Annotated in this window: 13 protein-coding genes; 5 read left to right on the plus strand and 8 right to left on the minus strand. The window is 66.5% G+C overall.

Features of this window, described 5'->3' with window-relative positions:
• Positions 1–12: 12 nt before the first annotated feature.
• Positions 13–975 (minus strand): DUF2797 domain-containing protein, encoded by a 963-nt coding sequence (locus ACSQ12_RS15720; protein WP_436065993.1) that lies wholly within the window; start codon positions 973–975, stop codon positions 13–15.
• Positions 976–1,007: 32 nt separating this feature from the next.
• Complete coding sequence (locus ACSQ12_RS15725; protein WP_209743031.1) at positions 1,008–1,877, minus strand: HpcH/HpaI aldolase/citrate lyase family protein; 870 nt, start codon at positions 1,875–1,877, stop codon at positions 1,008–1,010.
• Between the two features lie 314 nt (positions 1,878–2,191).
• Between ACSQ12_RS15725 and ACSQ12_RS15730 the strand changes: the two genes are divergently transcribed.
• The 4 genes from ACSQ12_RS15730 to ACSQ12_RS15745 all read left to right on the plus strand — a co-directional run bounded on the left by ACSQ12_RS15730 (position 2,192) and on the right by ACSQ12_RS15745 (position 6,041).
• A complete protein-coding gene (locus tag ACSQ12_RS15730) occupies positions 2,192–3,214 on the plus strand; it encodes an ABC transporter substrate-binding protein (RefSeq protein WP_436065994.1) in 1,023 nt (340 codons plus the stop codon).
• Positions 3,215–3,275: 61 nt separating this feature from the next.
• A complete protein-coding gene (locus tag ACSQ12_RS15735; protein ID WP_436065995.1) occupies positions 3,276–4,169 on the plus strand; it encodes an ABC transporter ATP-binding protein in 894 nt (297 codons plus the stop codon).
• On the plus strand, positions 4,169–5,068 hold the full coding sequence (locus ACSQ12_RS15740; RefSeq protein WP_436065996.1) for an ABC transporter permease: 900 nt from the start codon (positions 4,169–4,171) through the stop codon (positions 5,066–5,068). Before ACSQ12_RS15735 ends, ACSQ12_RS15740 begins: the two co-directional genes overlap by 1 nt.
• Positions 5,069–5,120: 52 nt before the next feature.
• The gene (locus ACSQ12_RS15745) at positions 5,121–6,041 is read left to right on the plus strand and encodes a TauD/TfdA dioxygenase family protein (protein ID WP_436065997.1); all 921 of its coding nucleotides are present in this window, start codon (positions 5,121–5,123) and stop codon (positions 6,039–6,041) included.
• Between the two features lie 15 nt (positions 6,042–6,056).
• Here ACSQ12_RS15745 and ACSQ12_RS15750 read toward each other — a convergent pair whose 3' ends face one another.
• The 5 genes from ACSQ12_RS15750 to ACSQ12_RS15770 all read right to left on the minus strand — a co-directional run bounded on the left by ACSQ12_RS15750 (position 6,057) and on the right by ACSQ12_RS15770 (position 12,051).
• Complete coding sequence (locus tag ACSQ12_RS15750) at positions 6,057–7,013, minus strand: aldo/keto reductase (RefSeq protein WP_436067013.1); 957 nt, start codon at positions 7,011–7,013, stop codon at positions 6,057–6,059.
• Positions 7,014–7,087: 74 nt separating this feature from the next.
• Positions 7,088–8,794, minus strand: coding sequence for a glycoside hydrolase family 13 protein (locus tag ACSQ12_RS15755; RefSeq protein WP_011692869.1), 1,707 nt, complete (start codon positions 8,792–8,794; stop codon positions 7,088–7,090).
• Between the two features lie 82 nt (positions 8,795–8,876).
• Positions 8,877–9,776 carry a carbohydrate ABC transporter permease gene (locus ACSQ12_RS15760; RefSeq protein ID WP_436065998.1) on the minus strand — a complete coding sequence of 300 codons (900 nt, stop codon included), beginning with the start codon at positions 9,774–9,776 and terminating at the stop codon, positions 8,877–8,879.
• Complete coding sequence (locus tag ACSQ12_RS15765) at positions 9,776–10,723, minus strand: carbohydrate ABC transporter permease (protein ID WP_209743017.1); 948 nt, start codon at positions 10,721–10,723, stop codon at positions 9,776–9,778. The genes ACSQ12_RS15760 and ACSQ12_RS15765 overlap by 1 nt, the downstream gene beginning before the upstream one ends.
• Positions 10,724–10,749: 26 nt before the next feature.
• Positions 10,750–12,051: an ABC transporter substrate-binding protein gene (locus ACSQ12_RS15770; RefSeq protein ID WP_436065999.1), complete on the minus strand. Its 1,302-nt coding sequence runs from the start codon at positions 12,049–12,051 to the stop codon at positions 10,750–10,752.
• Positions 12,052–12,292: 241 nt separating this feature from the next.
• Between ACSQ12_RS15770 and ACSQ12_RS15775 the strand changes: the two genes are divergently transcribed.
• On the plus strand, positions 12,293–13,495 hold the full coding sequence (locus ACSQ12_RS15775) for an ROK family transcriptional regulator (RefSeq protein ID WP_436066000.1): 1,203 nt from the start codon (positions 12,293–12,295) through the stop codon (positions 13,493–13,495).
• A gap of 13 nt (positions 13,496–13,508) precedes the next feature.
• On the opposite strand, the gene ACSQ12_RS15780 is transcribed toward ACSQ12_RS15775, so the two are convergent.
• Positions 13,509–15,080, minus strand: a complete 1,572-nt coding sequence (locus ACSQ12_RS15780) for a Na+/H+ antiporter (protein WP_436066001.1) — start codon at positions 15,078–15,080, stop codon at positions 13,509–13,511.
• Positions 15,081–15,121 lie beyond the last annotated feature (41 nt).

A 15,121-nucleotide genomic window follows, 5' to 3' on the forward strand; every position in this document is an offset into this window, starting at 1 on the left:
TATGTGCCGGGCTCAGAACAGCGATTCCTGCACGGCCGGAACCTCCGACGTGTAGTGCTCGCCGAGTTCCACGCTCCGGGCCTTCAACTGCCCGAGGTTCACCACGAACTCAAGTTCGGTGCCTGCCAGGGCCGCTACGGCGACGCTGCCGCTCAGCGCGGCAATCCGGAATCCGTGCGCGCCGCTGCCGAGGTCCTGCGGGTAAGCGTGCCGGACGGCGGCCGCGCACGCCCGGTCCGCAAGGCCCGGGCGCACCCACTGTTCGTCCACCACCTCGAACCCCTCCCCGCCGGCGCGGACCAGCAGTGCGCGTGCATCACCGGCCAGCTGCCGGTTCAGGGCATCGAGTTCGACGGCGGGCGCCGGTGCCGCCAGGGCGGCGGCCTTGGCGGCCGACCTTACCTGCTGCGGGAGACCGGCGTCGCGGGTCAGCATGTCTTCAAGAATCCGGACCACCCTGCCGTCGTCCGTGCGCGCAATGTACCTCGCCGCGACGGCCCCCTGCTCGGCCAGGCGGTTCCATTTGCGCAGGTTCGAGGCGGTGCCGACTTTGCTGGCGCCGTTGGCGAACGTTGCCACGTACAGCCAGTGCTGCTGCATCAGGTAGGCACGAAGCCCCGGTGGGACGCCTCCGCCGCGGTGGAAGTCGTGGATGAGCCGGGAGTCGTCCACCACGAAGCAGCGCTCGCACTGGCTGCCCCTGACGGCCGGCGCTTTGGCCGGGCAGAGGACGTGGTCCCGGTCGGCAGGACCGTGCACCTTGTGATGGCCCAGGCAGAACTTGCCTTCGGCGGCGACCCGGAAACCCAGCCGGCTGCCGGCGTCGAGCTCGAGCTCCCGGAAGCCGCCGGAGGGGTCCTGCAGGCGCATGACCGGAGTTCCGCCGTCGCGCTTTACTGACCCGGGACCGGCCGGGGAACCGGGCGGCGCGCCATCCCAAAAGACCCCGTGGACCAGATAGCGGGTATCGGTCACGGGGTCTCCTTTTTGGCTGGGCTGCGGCGGCGCTAGAGTGCCGGCTGCACCCCAAAGGCTACCGCGAGCTTCATGATCTTCTCGGCGCGGCCCAGACGGGGCAGGTCGGAGCCGTCGCGGATGACGCGGCCGTTGGCTTCGAAGTCGGCCATGAAGTCCGTGGCCCAGGCGACGTCCGACGGCGTGGGGCTGATGACCTCGTTGATGACGTTGGTCTGGTCGATGGCCAGGCAGAGCTTGCCGGTCATGCCCATCATCACGGTGATGCCGGTCTGCTCGCGCAGGATCGGGTGGTTGGTTCCCACCGTGGGGCCGTCGATGGGGCCCGGGAGGTTGCCGACGCGGCTGGCGACCACCAGCTTGGCGCGCGGGTACGCCATGGCTTCGGGAGTGGCCGCCATGCCGGTGTCGCGGCGGAAGTCGCCGGAACCGAACGCCAGGCGGAAGGCGCCCTGGGCCTTGGCGATGTTGTTGGCTTCCTCGATGCCGACGGCGGATTCCACCAGCGGAATCACGGGGGTCTTGCCGTCCATGCGGTGGTAGCTCTCGGTGACCTGGTCCGCGGACTCGGTCTTGGCGAGCATGACGCCGAGCAGGCCCGGGGTGCCGCGCAGTCCGGCGAGGTCATCGGCCCAGAACGGGCTGGTGGCGTCGTTGATGCGCACCCAGGCCTGGCCGCCGGCGGTCAGCCAGTTGATGACGTGTTCGCGGGCGGTGTCCTTCTGCGAGGGGTCCACTGCATCTTCGATATCCAGGATGATCGAGTCCGCGCGCGACACGGCCGAGACGTCAAAAAGCTCAGGCTTCATTGCGTTCACCAAAAGCCACGAACGGGCAATTTCAGCGGGGATGTTTCGTTCGGGCCGTACGGTGTCGACGGCGGCGGAGGTAGAGGTGGTCATACTCCTACCGTATCCGCCCGGGGCCCTCCAACGCTAAGTAACAGCCGCCCGCCCTCGGAACAATACCGCGAACAATACGACCAAAATCCGGCGCAACCGGCGCGTCAAACTCCTTCACGGGCCGTTACCGGGCGAAACGGGGCGTCTTGTGACCCGCCGTTTCGCCCTGTTTCCGCGCATTTCCGCGGGTTTCCCGGCGTGACAGCAACGCTTCCCCTCGCCCCGCAAGGTGCGCTTACATCGTTCCAGCGGCAGGCAAACGGCCACCGCCCCTTCAGTCCAAGACTTCCCCCTCCCTCACAAAGGAACCCCGAATGAAACGACACCTGACCATCATGAGTGCCGCGGCCGCCGTCGTCATCGCGATGACGGTGTCGGGCTGCGGCGGCGCAGCCGAAGCCGGCGGAGGACGTGACGACGGCGCCACCGAGGTCAAGGAGCTCCGCTACCAGGGCTCTGCCAACGCCGTCACCCTTCCGGAGCTGGCACAGGACCTCGGCTATTTGGGCGACATCAAGCTCAACTGGGTGGGCAACACCACCAGCGGACCGCAGGACATCCAGTCCGCGGCCACCGGGCAGACGGACTTTGGCGGCGCGTTCGCCGGAGCGGTGGTGAAGCTGGTGGAAGCCGGCGCCCCGGTCAAGGCCGTCATCAACTACTACGGCGAAGACGAGAAGACCTTCAACGGCTTCTACGTCAAGGAAGACAGTCCCATCCGCAGCGCCCGGGACTTCATCGGCAAGAAGATCGCGGTGAACACCCTCGGCGCACACGCGGACGCCGTCATCAACACGTACCTGCAAAAGAACGGCCTGAGCGCCGAGGAAATCAAGCAGGTGCAGCTGGTGGTGGTGCCGCCCAACGACACCGAGGAGGCCATCCGCCGCAGCCAGGTGGACGCCGGCTCACTGGGAGGAGTGCTGCAGGACAAGGCGATCGCCGGCGGCGGACTGCGCTCGGTGTTCAGCGACGCCGAACTCTTCGGCACCTTCGCCGGCGGGCCCTATGTGCTCCGCACCGACTTCATCGCGAAGAACCCCAACACCACCCGGACATTCACCACGGGGGTGGCCAAGGCCATCGAATGGGAGCGGACCACCCCCCGCGAGGAAGTGATCGCCCGCTTCACCAGGATCCTGCAGGAACGCGGCCGCAACGAAAACCCGGCAGCACTGCAGTACTGGAAGAGCGTAGGCGTTCCCGCCAAGGGCGAAATCAAGGATGAGGACTTCACCCGCTGGGGCAAGTGGCTCAAGGACACCGGAATTATCAAGGGCGAACTGGACCCGAAGAAGCTCTACACCAACGAGTTCAACGCCCTGGTGACCGGATGAGCGCCGGCATCCGGCAGCGCGCCGGCATCAGCAATAGCAGCCGCAATACGAAAGGACAGCCATGACTCCGAAAATCAGCCTCCGGAACGTCACCAAGGAATTCGCGGTGCGCCAAGTCAAGGGGAGCGGGAAACAGGGCACGCGGAAGCAGGCAGGTCCGTCAGTCCTGACTGCCTTGGATGACCTCACCCTGGACGTGGCCGCCGGCGAGTTCCTCACGCTGGTAGGCCCCAGCGGCTCGGGCAAGACCACACTGCTTGACCTGCTGGCGGGCCTCTCGCGCCCCACCTCCGGAAGCGTGCTGGTGGACGGCAAGGAGGTGACCGGGCCGGGCCAGGACCGCGCGGTGGTCTTCCAGCAGTACGCGCTCTTCCCCTGGCGGACCGCTTCGGCCAACGTGTCCATCGGGCTGGAGGGCTCCGGCCTGTCCCGGAAGGAACGGGCCGCGAAGGCCAGCGAGTTCCTGGATCTCGTGGGGCTGGCCGGATTCGAGGACCGCTACCCGCATGAACTGTCCGGCGGTATGAAGCAGCGCGTGGCCATCGCCAGGAGCCTCGCCTATGAGCCGGACATCCTGCTGATGGACGAACCCTTCGCAGCCCTCGACGCGCAGACCCGCGAGCAGCTCCAGGACGAACTGCTGCGGATCTGGAAGGCCACGGGCAAAACCATCGTCTTCATCACCCACGGAATCGACGAGGCCGTCTACCTGGGACAGCGCGTGGCCGTGCTCAGCGCACGCCCGGGCCGGCTCAAGGAGTTCGTGGACATCAACATCCCGGACCGCGACGGCGAAGGCGATGTCCGCTCCCACCCGGCGTTCGTGGAACACCGGCACCAGGTCTGGTCGCTCCTGCATGACGAGGTCAAACTCGCCCAGGACTCCGGACACCGCAAGATCCTCCCCGACGGCACGGCCCCTGACGAACAACCCCAGGAAAGGAGCGCTGCCTGATGAGCGCAGTGTTGACCCGACCGCCCGAGGCGGCTGCCGCCGTCGAACGTTCATTGCCCGACGGACCGTCCGGTCCGATTAACGGACAGCGCCCGACGCCGGGTGCCCGGCTCGGAGACGCGGCTCGCCTCGCCGGACGGGCCGGCTGGAAATCACTCGCCGTGCTGCTGTTCCTTGCACTGTGGGAATTCGGCCCGACATACCTGGCCAGCCCGTCCACCCGGGTGTTCCTGCCGCCGCTGCACGACGTCATTGAGGCCGGCGGGAAGCTGCTGGAAACGGGGCAGCTGCAGAACCACCTGCAGGCAAGCCTCACCCGGTCGGTTTCGGGGTTCAGCATCGCCGTGGTTTCCGCGGTGGCGCTGGGGCTGCTGATCGCCTGGTACGGCTGGCTGAGTTCCTTCCTGAACCCGCTGCTGGAGCTGTTCCGGAACACGGCCACGCTGGCGCTGCTTCCGGTCTTCACTCTGCTGCTGGGCATCGGCGAGGAATCGAAGATCACCATCGTGGCCTACGCGGCGTTCTTCCCGGTGCTCCTGAACACCATCGCCGGCGTCCGGACTGTGGATCCGCTGCTGATCCGGGCTGCGCGGTCCTTGGGGCTGAACAGTTTCCGGCTCTTCCAGAAGGTCATCCTGCCCTCCGCAGTCCCCACCATCTTCACCGGCATCCGGATGGCGGGCACGTCCTCCATCCTGGTGCTGATCGCGGCCGAAATGGTGGGTGCCAAGGCCGGGCTGGGCTACCTGATCGTGAATTCGCAGATGAGTTTCCTCATCCCGGACATGTACGCCGGCATCCTCACCGTCTCCATCCTGGGGCTGGCGGTCAACATCCTGCTCGTGGCCCTGGAACGGCACTTCTCCCGCTGGCGCACCGCCGTCGGGTCCGGCAACTAACCGCTTCCAACCGTTTCACCAATCCGCGCGATCAACCAGTAAGGAAAAAGCAATGACCACCATCACCGAAACCAAGCTCGAATTCGCCAAACTGGGTTCCCGCATCGGGGCTGAAATCCGCGGCCTGGACTTGAGCGGGGACCTCTCTGCCGGGACCGTCGCGCAGATCCGGGCCGCACTCAACGAGCACAAGGCGCTGGTATTCCGCGAGGCCAACATCCTCACGGACGAGGCACAGGTGAAGTTCGCCAGCCACTTTGGTCCGCTCACGAAGGCGCACCCCACCGTGGCCTCCGTGGACGGCGAGGAGAACGTCCTGCCGGTGGACAGCGAGAACGGCTCCGCCAACAACTGGCACACGGATGTCACGTTCGTGGTCAACCCGCCGCAGGCCTCCACCCTGCGCAGCATCGACCTCCCCGCGTACGGCGGCGAAACGCTGATCGCGTCCTCGGCCGGCGCCTACCGCGACCTGCCCGAGGAGCTGCGGAACTTCGCGGACACCCTCTGGGCCATTCACACGAACGACTACGACTACTCGGTGCCGAAAAACCTGGAGCACGAAAACGCGGAGGAGCGCCGCAAGGAGTTCACCCGGCTGAAGTTCGAGACGGCCCACCCGGTGGTCCGGGTCCACCCGCTGACCGGCGAGCGCGGGTTGTTCATTGGGGGCTTCGCGCAGCGGCTGCGGATCGTGGGGCTGTCCAACACCGAGTCGAAGGACATCATCCGGCTGCTGCAGGCCTACGTCACGCGTCCGGAGAACGTGGTGCGGGTGAGCTGGGAGCCGAACCAGCTGGTGCTCTTCGACAACCGCATCACCCAGCACTACGCCCCGGACAACTATGACGGCCAGCCGCGCAAGCTCAACCGCGTGACCATTGCCGGCGACATCCCCGTGGGCATCGACGGCAAGCCGAGCCAGGCCCTGCAGGGCGACTCCTCCACCTACTCGGTGGTGGCGCCGCTCTAGTCCCCCAGCGGGCACTTAGGGGATGTTGCTCCCCCGGGCCGTCACCCAGAGCCGGTACCACTCGGCGCGGGTCATGGCCGCGGCAACCCGGGCCGCTCCGGCGCACGCACGGATGCGGTCCGGGTTGGCGGTTCCGATCACCGGTGCGATCCCGGCCGGGTGCCGCATGAGCCAGCCGAGGAGGATGGCCTCACGCGTGGTTCCCTTGGCCTTCGCCATGTCGGCAACAAGCGCCGCAGTGGCGGCCTCGGCCGGCGTCGGGCTTTCCGGCGGAGCTCCGCTGTAGTGTCCCCGGGCCAGCGCCCCGTATGCCTGCAGGGTGATCCCCTGCCGGCTGCAGTACTCCACGGTGCCGTGCGGGAAGCTGTAATCCAGCCCCTCCGCGTGGTTCACCAGCACTGTGCTTTCCAGCCAGGCCCGTTTCAGCAGGCTCATCTCCAGCTGGTTGGCCACCACCGGTGTTTCCAGGTGGTCCTGCAGCATCTCGATCTGCGGTGCGGACATGTTGGACACGCCCACCTGCCGCACTTTGCCTTCCTGCATCAGCTGCCCGACGGCGGACGCCACCTCGGCGGGGTCCGCCAGCGGGTCGGGGCGGTGCAGCAGGAGGACATCCACGTAGTCCGTCTTCAGCCGTTTCAGGCTGCCATTAACCCTCTCGAGGATGCCGTCGCGGCTCAGGTCGTAGTGGGTTTCCAGTCCCTGCTCGTTGAGCCGGATCCCGCACTTGGTCTGGAGCCGGAGCCGTTCCCGCAGCCCCGGCGTGATTGCGAGGACTTCACCGAAGACGGCCTCGGACTTGCCGCTGCGGTAGATGTCCGCGTGGTCGAACAACGTGATGCCTGAGTCCAGGGCGGCGTCAATCGCAGCGGCTGCCTGCTCTACGTGCCCGGTCGCGTACGGCTCGGCGGACCAGCTGCCGCCAAGGCCCATGCAGCCATAGATGAGCTCCTGGCCGGACTGACCGGGCAGGCCGGGCTGGCCGGGCTGGCCGGGCGCCGGGGTTTCCCCCTGCACCCGGCCGGCCTTTCCTTTCAAAGGAGCGCTCACCGCAGCCAGACAGTGGTGTTGCCGGGCAGCAGCTTTCCGTCCAGCGGGGCGCTGCTGAGCAGGACCTCGCCTGCCGGGAGTTCCACCGGCTCCGCACCGAAGTTGGTCACCGACTGCCAGCCGCCGTGGCGGCTGAAGTGCAGGACCTCGGGGTTGCCGGTCTCCACCCATTCCAGCTCTTCGGCCGTCTGCAGCTCGCGACGCAGTTTCAGCGCCTTGCGGTACAGCTCCAGGGTGGAGCCCTCCACGCCGTCCTGGGCGTCCACTGCGTAGCGGGCGAACCATGCCGGCTGGGGCAGGTGGGCATCGCCGGCGCCGAAGCCGAAGGACGTTCCATCCGTGGACCACGGCAGCGGCACGCGGCAGCCGTCACGGCCGATCTCCACGCCCTTGTTGCGGAAGAAGGACGGGTCCTGGCGCTCCGAGTCCGGGATCTCGGCCACTTCCTGCAGGCCGAGTTCCTCGCCCTGGTACAGGTAGGCCGAGCCCGGGAGGGCAAGCATCAGCAGGCTGGCCGCACGGGCGCGGCGCAGGCCGAGCTCGACATCCAGTTCCTCAGCCGGCGCACCGGCCAGCAGCCAGCCCTTGCCGTCCTGGCCCTTGGCGTGGACTCCGCCGCCCATCGGGAGGCCGTAGCGGGTGGCGTGCCGGACGACGTCGTGGTTGGAGAAGACCCACGTCGAGGATGCGCCGGTAGCCGTTGCCTCGGCGAGGTTCCGGGTGATGATTTCCTGGAACTCCTCGGCATCAAAATCGGCCTGCAGGAGGTCGAAGTTGAACGCCTGGCCCAGGCCCTGCGGGCTGGCGTAGCGGGCGCGCCGGGTGGCGTGCACCCAGGCTTCGGCGACGGCGGTGCGCGGCGGGTTGTACTCGTTGAACACCTCACGCCATTCGGCGTAGATCTCGTGGACTTCGTCGCGGTCCCAGAACGGGTGCGAGCCGTCGGCGAAACCGTCAGTGCCGGTGTTTGCCTCGCTGAGTTCGACCTTGGAGAGAAGGGGCTCGGTGAGGTCCTTGGTGAGGGCGTGTGCCACGTCCACGCGGAAGCCGTCCACGCCGCGGTCGGACCAGAAGCGCAGGGTCTTCAGGAAGTCGTCGCGGATTTCGCGGTTGGACCAGTTCAGGTCCGGCTGCTCCTTGGCGAAGATGTGCATGTACCACTGGCCCGGCGTGCCGTCCGGTTCGGTGATGCGCTCCCAGGCGGGACCGCCGAAGACGGAGTCCCAGTCCGACGGCGGCAGCTCGCCGTTCTCGCCCAGGCCGTCACGGAAGATGTAGCGTTCGCGGGCGGCGGAGCCCCGCGGTGCGGCGAGTGCTTCCTTGAACCATTCGTGCCGGTTCGAGGAGTGGTTGGGGACGATGTCCGCGATGAGCTTGATGCCGGCTTCGTGCAGCGCGGCGGACATTTCGGCGAAGTCCTCCAGGGTGCCCAGCTTGGGGTCAACGTTGCGGTAGTCGTCGACGTCGTAACCGCCGTCCGCGAGCGCGGAGGGGTAGAACGGGCTGAGCCACACGGCGTCGATCCCCAGTTCCTTCAGGTAGGGCACTTTGGCGGTGATGCCTTTGATGTCACCCAGGCCGTCACCGTTCGAATCCGAGAAGCTGCGCGGATAGATCTGGTACACGGAGGCCTGGCGCCACCAGTTGGGATCGGCTGCGAGGTTTGAGTCGGACAGGGTTGCCAGAGTGGCGGTGGTGGACAAAGGAGATTCCTTTTCTTGGGTTAGTTGTTGTTGTGTCGGGAAAAATGGATGGGCCGGGAACTGCGCCCTGCTTCACTGCGTCCTATTTCACTGCGCCGCGCATGACTCCGGACAGTACCCAACGTTGCGCCAGGATGTAAACCACCAGCGTGGGTGCCATGGCCATGAGGTAGGACGCGAAAGCGAGGCTGTAGTTGGTGTTGAATTCCCCCTGGAACAGCATCTGCACGACGGGCAGGGTCTGCAGGGCGGGATCCGCAATCATCATTTGTGGCAGGAGGAAATCGTTCCAGGAACCGAGGAAAGCGAAGATCCCGACGGTGGCGTTCATGGGGGCCAGCAGCGGGAAGATGATCTTCCGGAACACCTGCCACGTGGTGGCGCCGTCCATGCGGGCCGATTCCTCGAGCTCCACCGGGATGGAGCGGACGAAGGCGATGTAAAGCAGGGTGTTGAAGGAGATGCCGCCGAGGACGTGCAGGAACACGACGCCGGCGGGATTGTCCAGGCCGAGCAGTGCCGTCTGCTTGATCAGGGGCAGGATGATCACCGGGAACGGGATGAACATAGCCGAGAGCAGGTAGACGAACGAGCCCCGGAAGAACCGGTGGTTCCAGTTCCGTGCAATGGCATAGGCCACCAGGGAGCTGCTGGCCAGCGAGCCGAGGACGCTCAACACGGTAACAAACGCCGTGGACATGAAGGCCCTGGGAAAGTTGGTGGCCACATAGGCGGCGGCAAAGTTCTCCCAGTTCATCGGGTTTGGCCACGCGAGGCCCGTGCCGGTGCCGATCTGGTCCGGGGACTTCAGTGCCATGGCCACCGTGAAGTAGAGCGGCAGCAGGACGGTCAACGACGCGGCCAGCATCAGTGCGGTGAGCCACCAGTTGATCTTGAAGCCTTCGCTGTTGGACCGGCGGGTCGTGGCGGCCCGTGGCTTGGGTCCGGACGTCTTCGGCGCGGCAAGTGTGGATGCGGTCATTAGAGTGAAACCCCCCGGCGCTGGATAAGGCGCAGCTGGATGACGGAGATCAGCAAGGTGATCAGGAAGTAAATGACGGCGTTGGCCATCTGGTAGGAGTAGTCGCCGCCCGTGAAGCCGGAAAAGATGCGCATGGCCACGGACTGCGTTGCCATGCCGGGCCCGCCGCCGGTGAGGCCCACGATGATCTCGTAGGTACCCAGGAAGCCTTTGAATCCGAGGATGATGTTGATCACGAGGTACCCCATGATCAACGGCAGCGTCAGGCTGACGAACTGCCGGAGACTGCCCGCACCATCGAGGTCCGCGGCTTCGTAGACCTCGGACGGCACGCTCTGGAGGCCTGCCAGGTAGATGATGGTGGCGCCGGGCGCCGCCTGCCATACCGTGACGAGCACGATGGCGAGCCAGGCAAGGTTTTCGTTGGCAAGGATGCTCGTGGCCAGCGGAGTGACGCCGAACCGTTCAGCCAGCACCGGAAGCGTGTTGGAGAACAGGTAGTTGAACACGAACGAGACGATCAGGGCGGAGAGCACCATGGGAATGAAGAACACGGTGCGGATGCCGGTGCGCCATTTGATCTTCGCGTTGAGGCCCAGGGCGATGGCGAGCGCCACGACATTGACCACCACCGTGGTGGTGAGGGCGAACACGAACGTGAAGATGTAGGACTGGAGAATTGCCGGGTCTTTGAAGATGTTGACGTAGTTCATCAGTCCGATGAACTTCCAGTCACCGTAGCCGGCGTAGTTGGTGAGGCTGAAGAAGACGCCCACGAGTGCCGGCAGGGTGATGAAAAAGGCGAACAATGCCAGGACGGGCACCACCATCCAGTAATACGTGGGGTCGATCCTGCTCCTGGTCCGGATCGTGCCGGCGGGGGCGGACGTCGGGTTCTGGGGTGCTGCGGGACGGGCTGTCCGGGTCACCCTGGATGTTGTAGTCATTGAGGCTCCTGCATTCGGGGTGGGGGTCAGACCGCGGTACGCTCGGCGACTCGTCGCCATTCGTCGTCGAGCGCGGAAAGGAACTGTTCGCCGTTCTTGCTGTACACGAAGGACTGGATGTAGTTGTTCACGGGGACCGACGGCGGGAAGTAGGTAACGGCACCCTGGAAGTAGCGGGCCTCTTCGACTGCTGCGTTCAGCCCGGTAATCTGCGGATTGCTGACGGCGGGAGCGTCCTTGAGCGGCGAGAACGCAGCGTTCTTCTCGTTGTACGTGTTCACCACGGACGGTTCCAGCAGGTAGTTAACGAACCGCCGCGCCGCAGCCATGTTGGGCGTATTGCGGGTGATGGAGAGCGCCATGTCCACGTTCACGCGGGCCTTGGTCTCCGCCGGGTTGTTCGTCACCGGCAGCGGGAACGTTCCCAGCCTGATGTTCTTGTTGGCTGCCACGAGCTGTGATAGCGCCCACGGGCCCTGCAGGTACATGGCCGCCTGCCCCTTGGCGAATGCGGCATTGCCGTCCGCGTAGTTCTTGCTGGCCGCTCCGTTCTGCGAGAACGAGGCGAGCTGGAGCATCTTGGGCAGGGCCGGGCCGAAGTTGTTGGCAAACGATTCGGCGGCGTCGCTGGTGATGCCGGCACCCTTGGCCTTGAGCTTCGTGAAGAATTCCGCAATGTCCAGCGTGCCGCCGGACGCGTAATCGAACATGCCCTGGGCGAGGGTCCAGGGGTCCTTGTACGTTCCGTAGATCGGAGCGATGCCGGCCGCCTTGAACTTCTCGCAGGCCGCAACGAAACCGTCCCAGGTGGTGGGGACGGCGACGCCCCGGGCCTCAAAGATGTCGCGGTTGTAGATGACGCCGGCTGCCGCAAGCGAGAACGGCAGGGCACTGATCTCGGTGCCCTTGTACTGGCCCCAGGAATTGATCAGCTCCTGCATCTTAGGGTCGATGGTGGTTGCTACGGGCATGTCCGAGAGGTCGGCGAAGATGCCCTTCATGACGAAGTCGGCGGTGGCCTGCGCGAAACCGCGGGTCACCACGTCCGGCGGATCATTGCGGACGAGGCCGGGAACAAAGTTGCCCTCGTTGAAGTCCTGGATCACCCGGATGTCCGGGTTCAGCGCCTCAAAGTCCTTGATCACCTGGTTGAAGTAGTCCACCACTTCGGGCTTGTTCTGCATGAACCGGAGCGTGGTGACCCCGTTCTGCGCCGCGGGCGTGGCGCCGCAGCCGGAGAGGGGAACCATGAATGCGGCGCCGGCCAGGCCTGCAGCCCGGAGCAGCGCACGCCGGCTGAGCGGCGACGCGGGTAGTACCGCGCTCACTGGGCAGGGGCTGACGTGCGGAGATGACGGGGCTGTGCATGCGGTGCGGGCGGGCAGTGCTTCAGGATGCGGTTCACAGTTGCTCCTTTGCAAAAGGCGGGTGAAGGGCTGGGAGAAGAGCCGGCGTTCGGCGGCCGTCCTGCCCGCCATGCTCTGCGTGTAGATACAATCAATGTTTATTTGGAATCTAAATTTAGTTCCTCAAGTATTATGTGGTGCAAAGCACAGAGAGGTCAACACCATGTCGGAAATGACTGCTGCAACGCCCCAGCTGCTGCGCCGGGTGAGCGCCGGGGCAGTGCTCGACTTCATGCGCGCTTCCCAGGCGGTGACGGTCACGGAAGTCATGGAAGCCACCGGGCTGACCCGGGCAACGGCAATTTCCGTCTGCGAGGACCTCATGGAGCGCGGCTGGATCCGGGAACTGGAAAACCAGCGGGCCTTTGGCGGCTACCAGAAGGGCAGGCCGGCGCGCCGGTTCGAGCTCGACGAGCGCGCCGGATACGTCCTGGGCATGGACGTGGGTATCTCCAAGGCCACCGTGGTGGTGGCCGATCTCCGCGGCAAGGCCCTGGGCCGGTCCAGCCAGCCGTTCGCCGGCGCCGAGATCACGGCGGAAGAACGCGTCGCCGTGGTTGACCGGACCGCCATGATGGCCCTGCACAGCGTGGGAGCCTCCCCTGACGCGGTGCTCGCCGTCTGCGCGGGAATCGCGGCCCCGGTGGACCGCAACGGCGAGGTGCTGGTGACCCAGCACTTCTGGGGACTGTTCGACGTCGGCCTGAAGGCGGCGCTGCGGGACCTTCGCGGGTGGACGGTGCTGCTGGAAAACGATGCCAACCTCGCCGCCCTGGGTGAGCGCTGGCGCGGTGCGGCGGCCGGTGTGGACGACGTCGTGGTCATTCTCGCCAGTGAACGCCTCGGCTCGGGAGTGATCGACGGCGGGCGGCTGCTGCACGGCCGGGGCGGCGGCGCCGGCGAGCTGGCGTTCCTTGACATGGTGGAGGGTGTGGGGGACACCTTCGGTATCGCTTACCTGGCCCGTACCTGGGCCGCGGAGGCGCTGGCCGGGAAGGCCAAAACCTCGCTCCGGGAGCACACGGCCGGCACCGTCGAGGCGGAACACGTTTTCGCCGCTGCCGCCGCCGGGGACGCTGTTGCCTTGAAGATTCTGGAACGGCTGGCCGACCGTATGGCCAGGGTCATCGGGGCCGTGGCCACCATCGTCAACCCTGAGCTGGTGGTCATCGGAGGCGCCGTGGCCAACTCGGCGGGCGTGCTGCTGGAGCCCATCGCGGCACGGCTTCCCGGGTTCACCGCCACTCCTCCGACCGTGGCGGCTTCCCCCCTGGGCGACTCAATCGTGACCGTGGGCGCGGTGCGGTGCGCCCTGGACTACGTGGAGAAGAACACCCTTGACCTGGAGCTCGCGGCCACTGCCTAGGGTGCCCCGGGACCTACTCCGGCATGATCATGGTGCGGAGGTCCAGCTGGCGCAGCACGCGGTCCGCCACTTCCGGGTCCATGTCCGGTTCATTGCGTGCCGCCACCACTTCCTGGCGGGCGGCGTCGAGCGCAATGGTCTGCACGGCAATGGCGAGTTCGCGGCCGCGCTGCCGCTTCTCCCCCAGGGATTCGTTCCGGAGGCTTCCGTCCAGGAGTTCCGCGTGCAGCCGCGTCATTTTCTCCTTGACCAGCGCCACCTTCTCCGGCGGGAGCTCCTTCACGAGGTCGTTGTCCTTCAGGGCAGCGACGGCGGCCTGCTGCGCCCGCTTGGCCAGCACCCGGGCGGCGTCCCGCTCCTCCGAACCGTCGCCGGTGGCTTTCAGCACCTTCATCAGCCAGGGCAGCGTCAGCCCGGGCAGCACCAGCGTTGCCAGCAGCACTGCGCAGGCGATGACCAGCAGGTGGTCCCGCGCCGGGAACGGCGTGCCGTCATCCAGCGTCAGGGGCAGTGCCAGCGCGAGCGCCAGGGTGGCCAGGCCGCGCATGCCGCACCAGGTCAGGATCAGGACCTCCTTGGCCGAGGTGGGCTGCAGCAGGTTGCTGTTCTTGCGTGCCGAGGCCGCCAGGAGGCCGAGCCACAGGAACCTGACCGCGAACACGATGACGCACACCACCGCCGCGCTGCCGATCATCCCGTAGATCTCAGTGCCTTCATCGTGGACGACCTGGCGGATTTCCAGGCCCACCAGCCCGAAGGCCAGCCCGGTCACCAGAAGTTCCACCACGTCCCAGAAGGCCGTCCGGGTGACCCGTTCGGCGGCGTCCTGCGGACGCGAGTGGCGCTGCATCTCCAGGGCGGTAACGACGACGGCGATCACGCCTGAGGCGTGCACCTCTTCGGCGAGGATGTAGGCGGCAAACGGCACAACCAGGGTGACCGCGCTGCGCGCCACCATGGAGGTCACCAACCGGGTGATCAGCGCCGTGACCCAGCCCATGGCGACGCCCACCAGCACGGCAACCGCAGCCCCCACGAGGAACTTGAGGACGACGTCGGGCCCTATCCTGCTGCCGGATACCGCCGCCGCCACGGCAGCCTGGAAGATCACAATGGCGGCGGCATCATTGAAGAGGCCCTCGCTTTGCAGGACGGTGATGAGCCGCCGCGGCATATGCACCCGGCCGGCCACGGACTCCACGGCTACGGGGTCCGGCGGAGCCACCATGGCGCCCAGGGCGATCGCGGCGGGGATCCCGATGCCGGGAACCATGAGCCAGGCCGCCCCGGCGACTGCTGCTGTGGATACCACCACCAGGGCCACGGCGAGCATGACCAGCGTGCGCCAGCGGACCCGGAACACGGCCCAGGAACTGCGCTGGGCCGTCGCGAACAGCAGCGGCGGCAGGAAGATGGGCAGGATCAGCTCGGGGGAGATCTCCATCTCCGGGAAGCCGGGAATAAACGTCAGCGATGCCGCCAGGATCAGCATGAGCACGGGATAGGGAAGCCGGAGCCTATCCCCCAGACCCACCGCCACCACCGTGGCAAGCAGGAGTCCGATAATAAGTGCCAGCTGGTCCATAGGCTCACTTTCCCCGAAGCGGAGGCGCCGCGGTCATGCGC

It is taken from the genome of Arthrobacter sp. LjRoot14, assembly GCF_964253905.1.
GTDB lineage: Bacteria > Actinomycetota > Actinomycetes > Actinomycetales > Micrococcaceae > Arthrobacter.

Excerpts from the sequence above, each read along its gene's own strand:
- ACSQ12_RS15725 (WP_209743031.1), bottom strand. The coding sequence starts at position 1,877 with ATGACCACCTCTACCTCCGCCGCCGTCGACACCGTACGGCCCGAACGA.
- ACSQ12_RS15745 (WP_436065997.1), top strand. The coding sequence starts at position 5,121 with ATGACCACCATCACCGAAACCAAGCTCGAATTCGCCAAACTGGGTTCC.
- ACSQ12_RS15775 (WP_436066000.1), top strand. The coding sequence starts at position 12,293 with ATGTCGGAAATGACTGCTGCAACGCCCCAGCTGCTGCGCCGGGTGAGC.
- ACSQ12_RS15760 (WP_436065998.1), bottom strand. The coding sequence starts at position 9,776 with ATGACCGCATCCACACTTGCCGCGCCGAAGACGTCCGGACCCAAGCCA.
- ACSQ12_RS15780 (WP_436066001.1), bottom strand. The coding sequence starts at position 15,080 with ATGGACCAGCTGGCACTTATTATCGGACTCCTGCTTGCCACGGTGGTG.
- ACSQ12_RS15735 (WP_436065995.1), top strand. The coding sequence starts at position 3,276 with ATGACTCCGAAAATCAGCCTCCGGAACGTCACCAAGGAATTCGCGGTG.
- ACSQ12_RS15765 (WP_209743017.1), bottom strand. The coding sequence starts at position 10,723 with ATGACTACAACATCCAGGGTGACCCGGACAGCCCGTCCCGCAGCACCC.
- ACSQ12_RS15740 (WP_436065996.1), top strand. The coding sequence starts at position 4,169 with ATGAGCGCAGTGTTGACCCGACCGCCCGAGGCGGCTGCCGCCGTCGAA.
- ACSQ12_RS15730 (WP_436065994.1), top strand. The coding sequence starts at position 2,192 with ATGAAACGACACCTGACCATCATGAGTGCCGCGGCCGCCGTCGTCATC.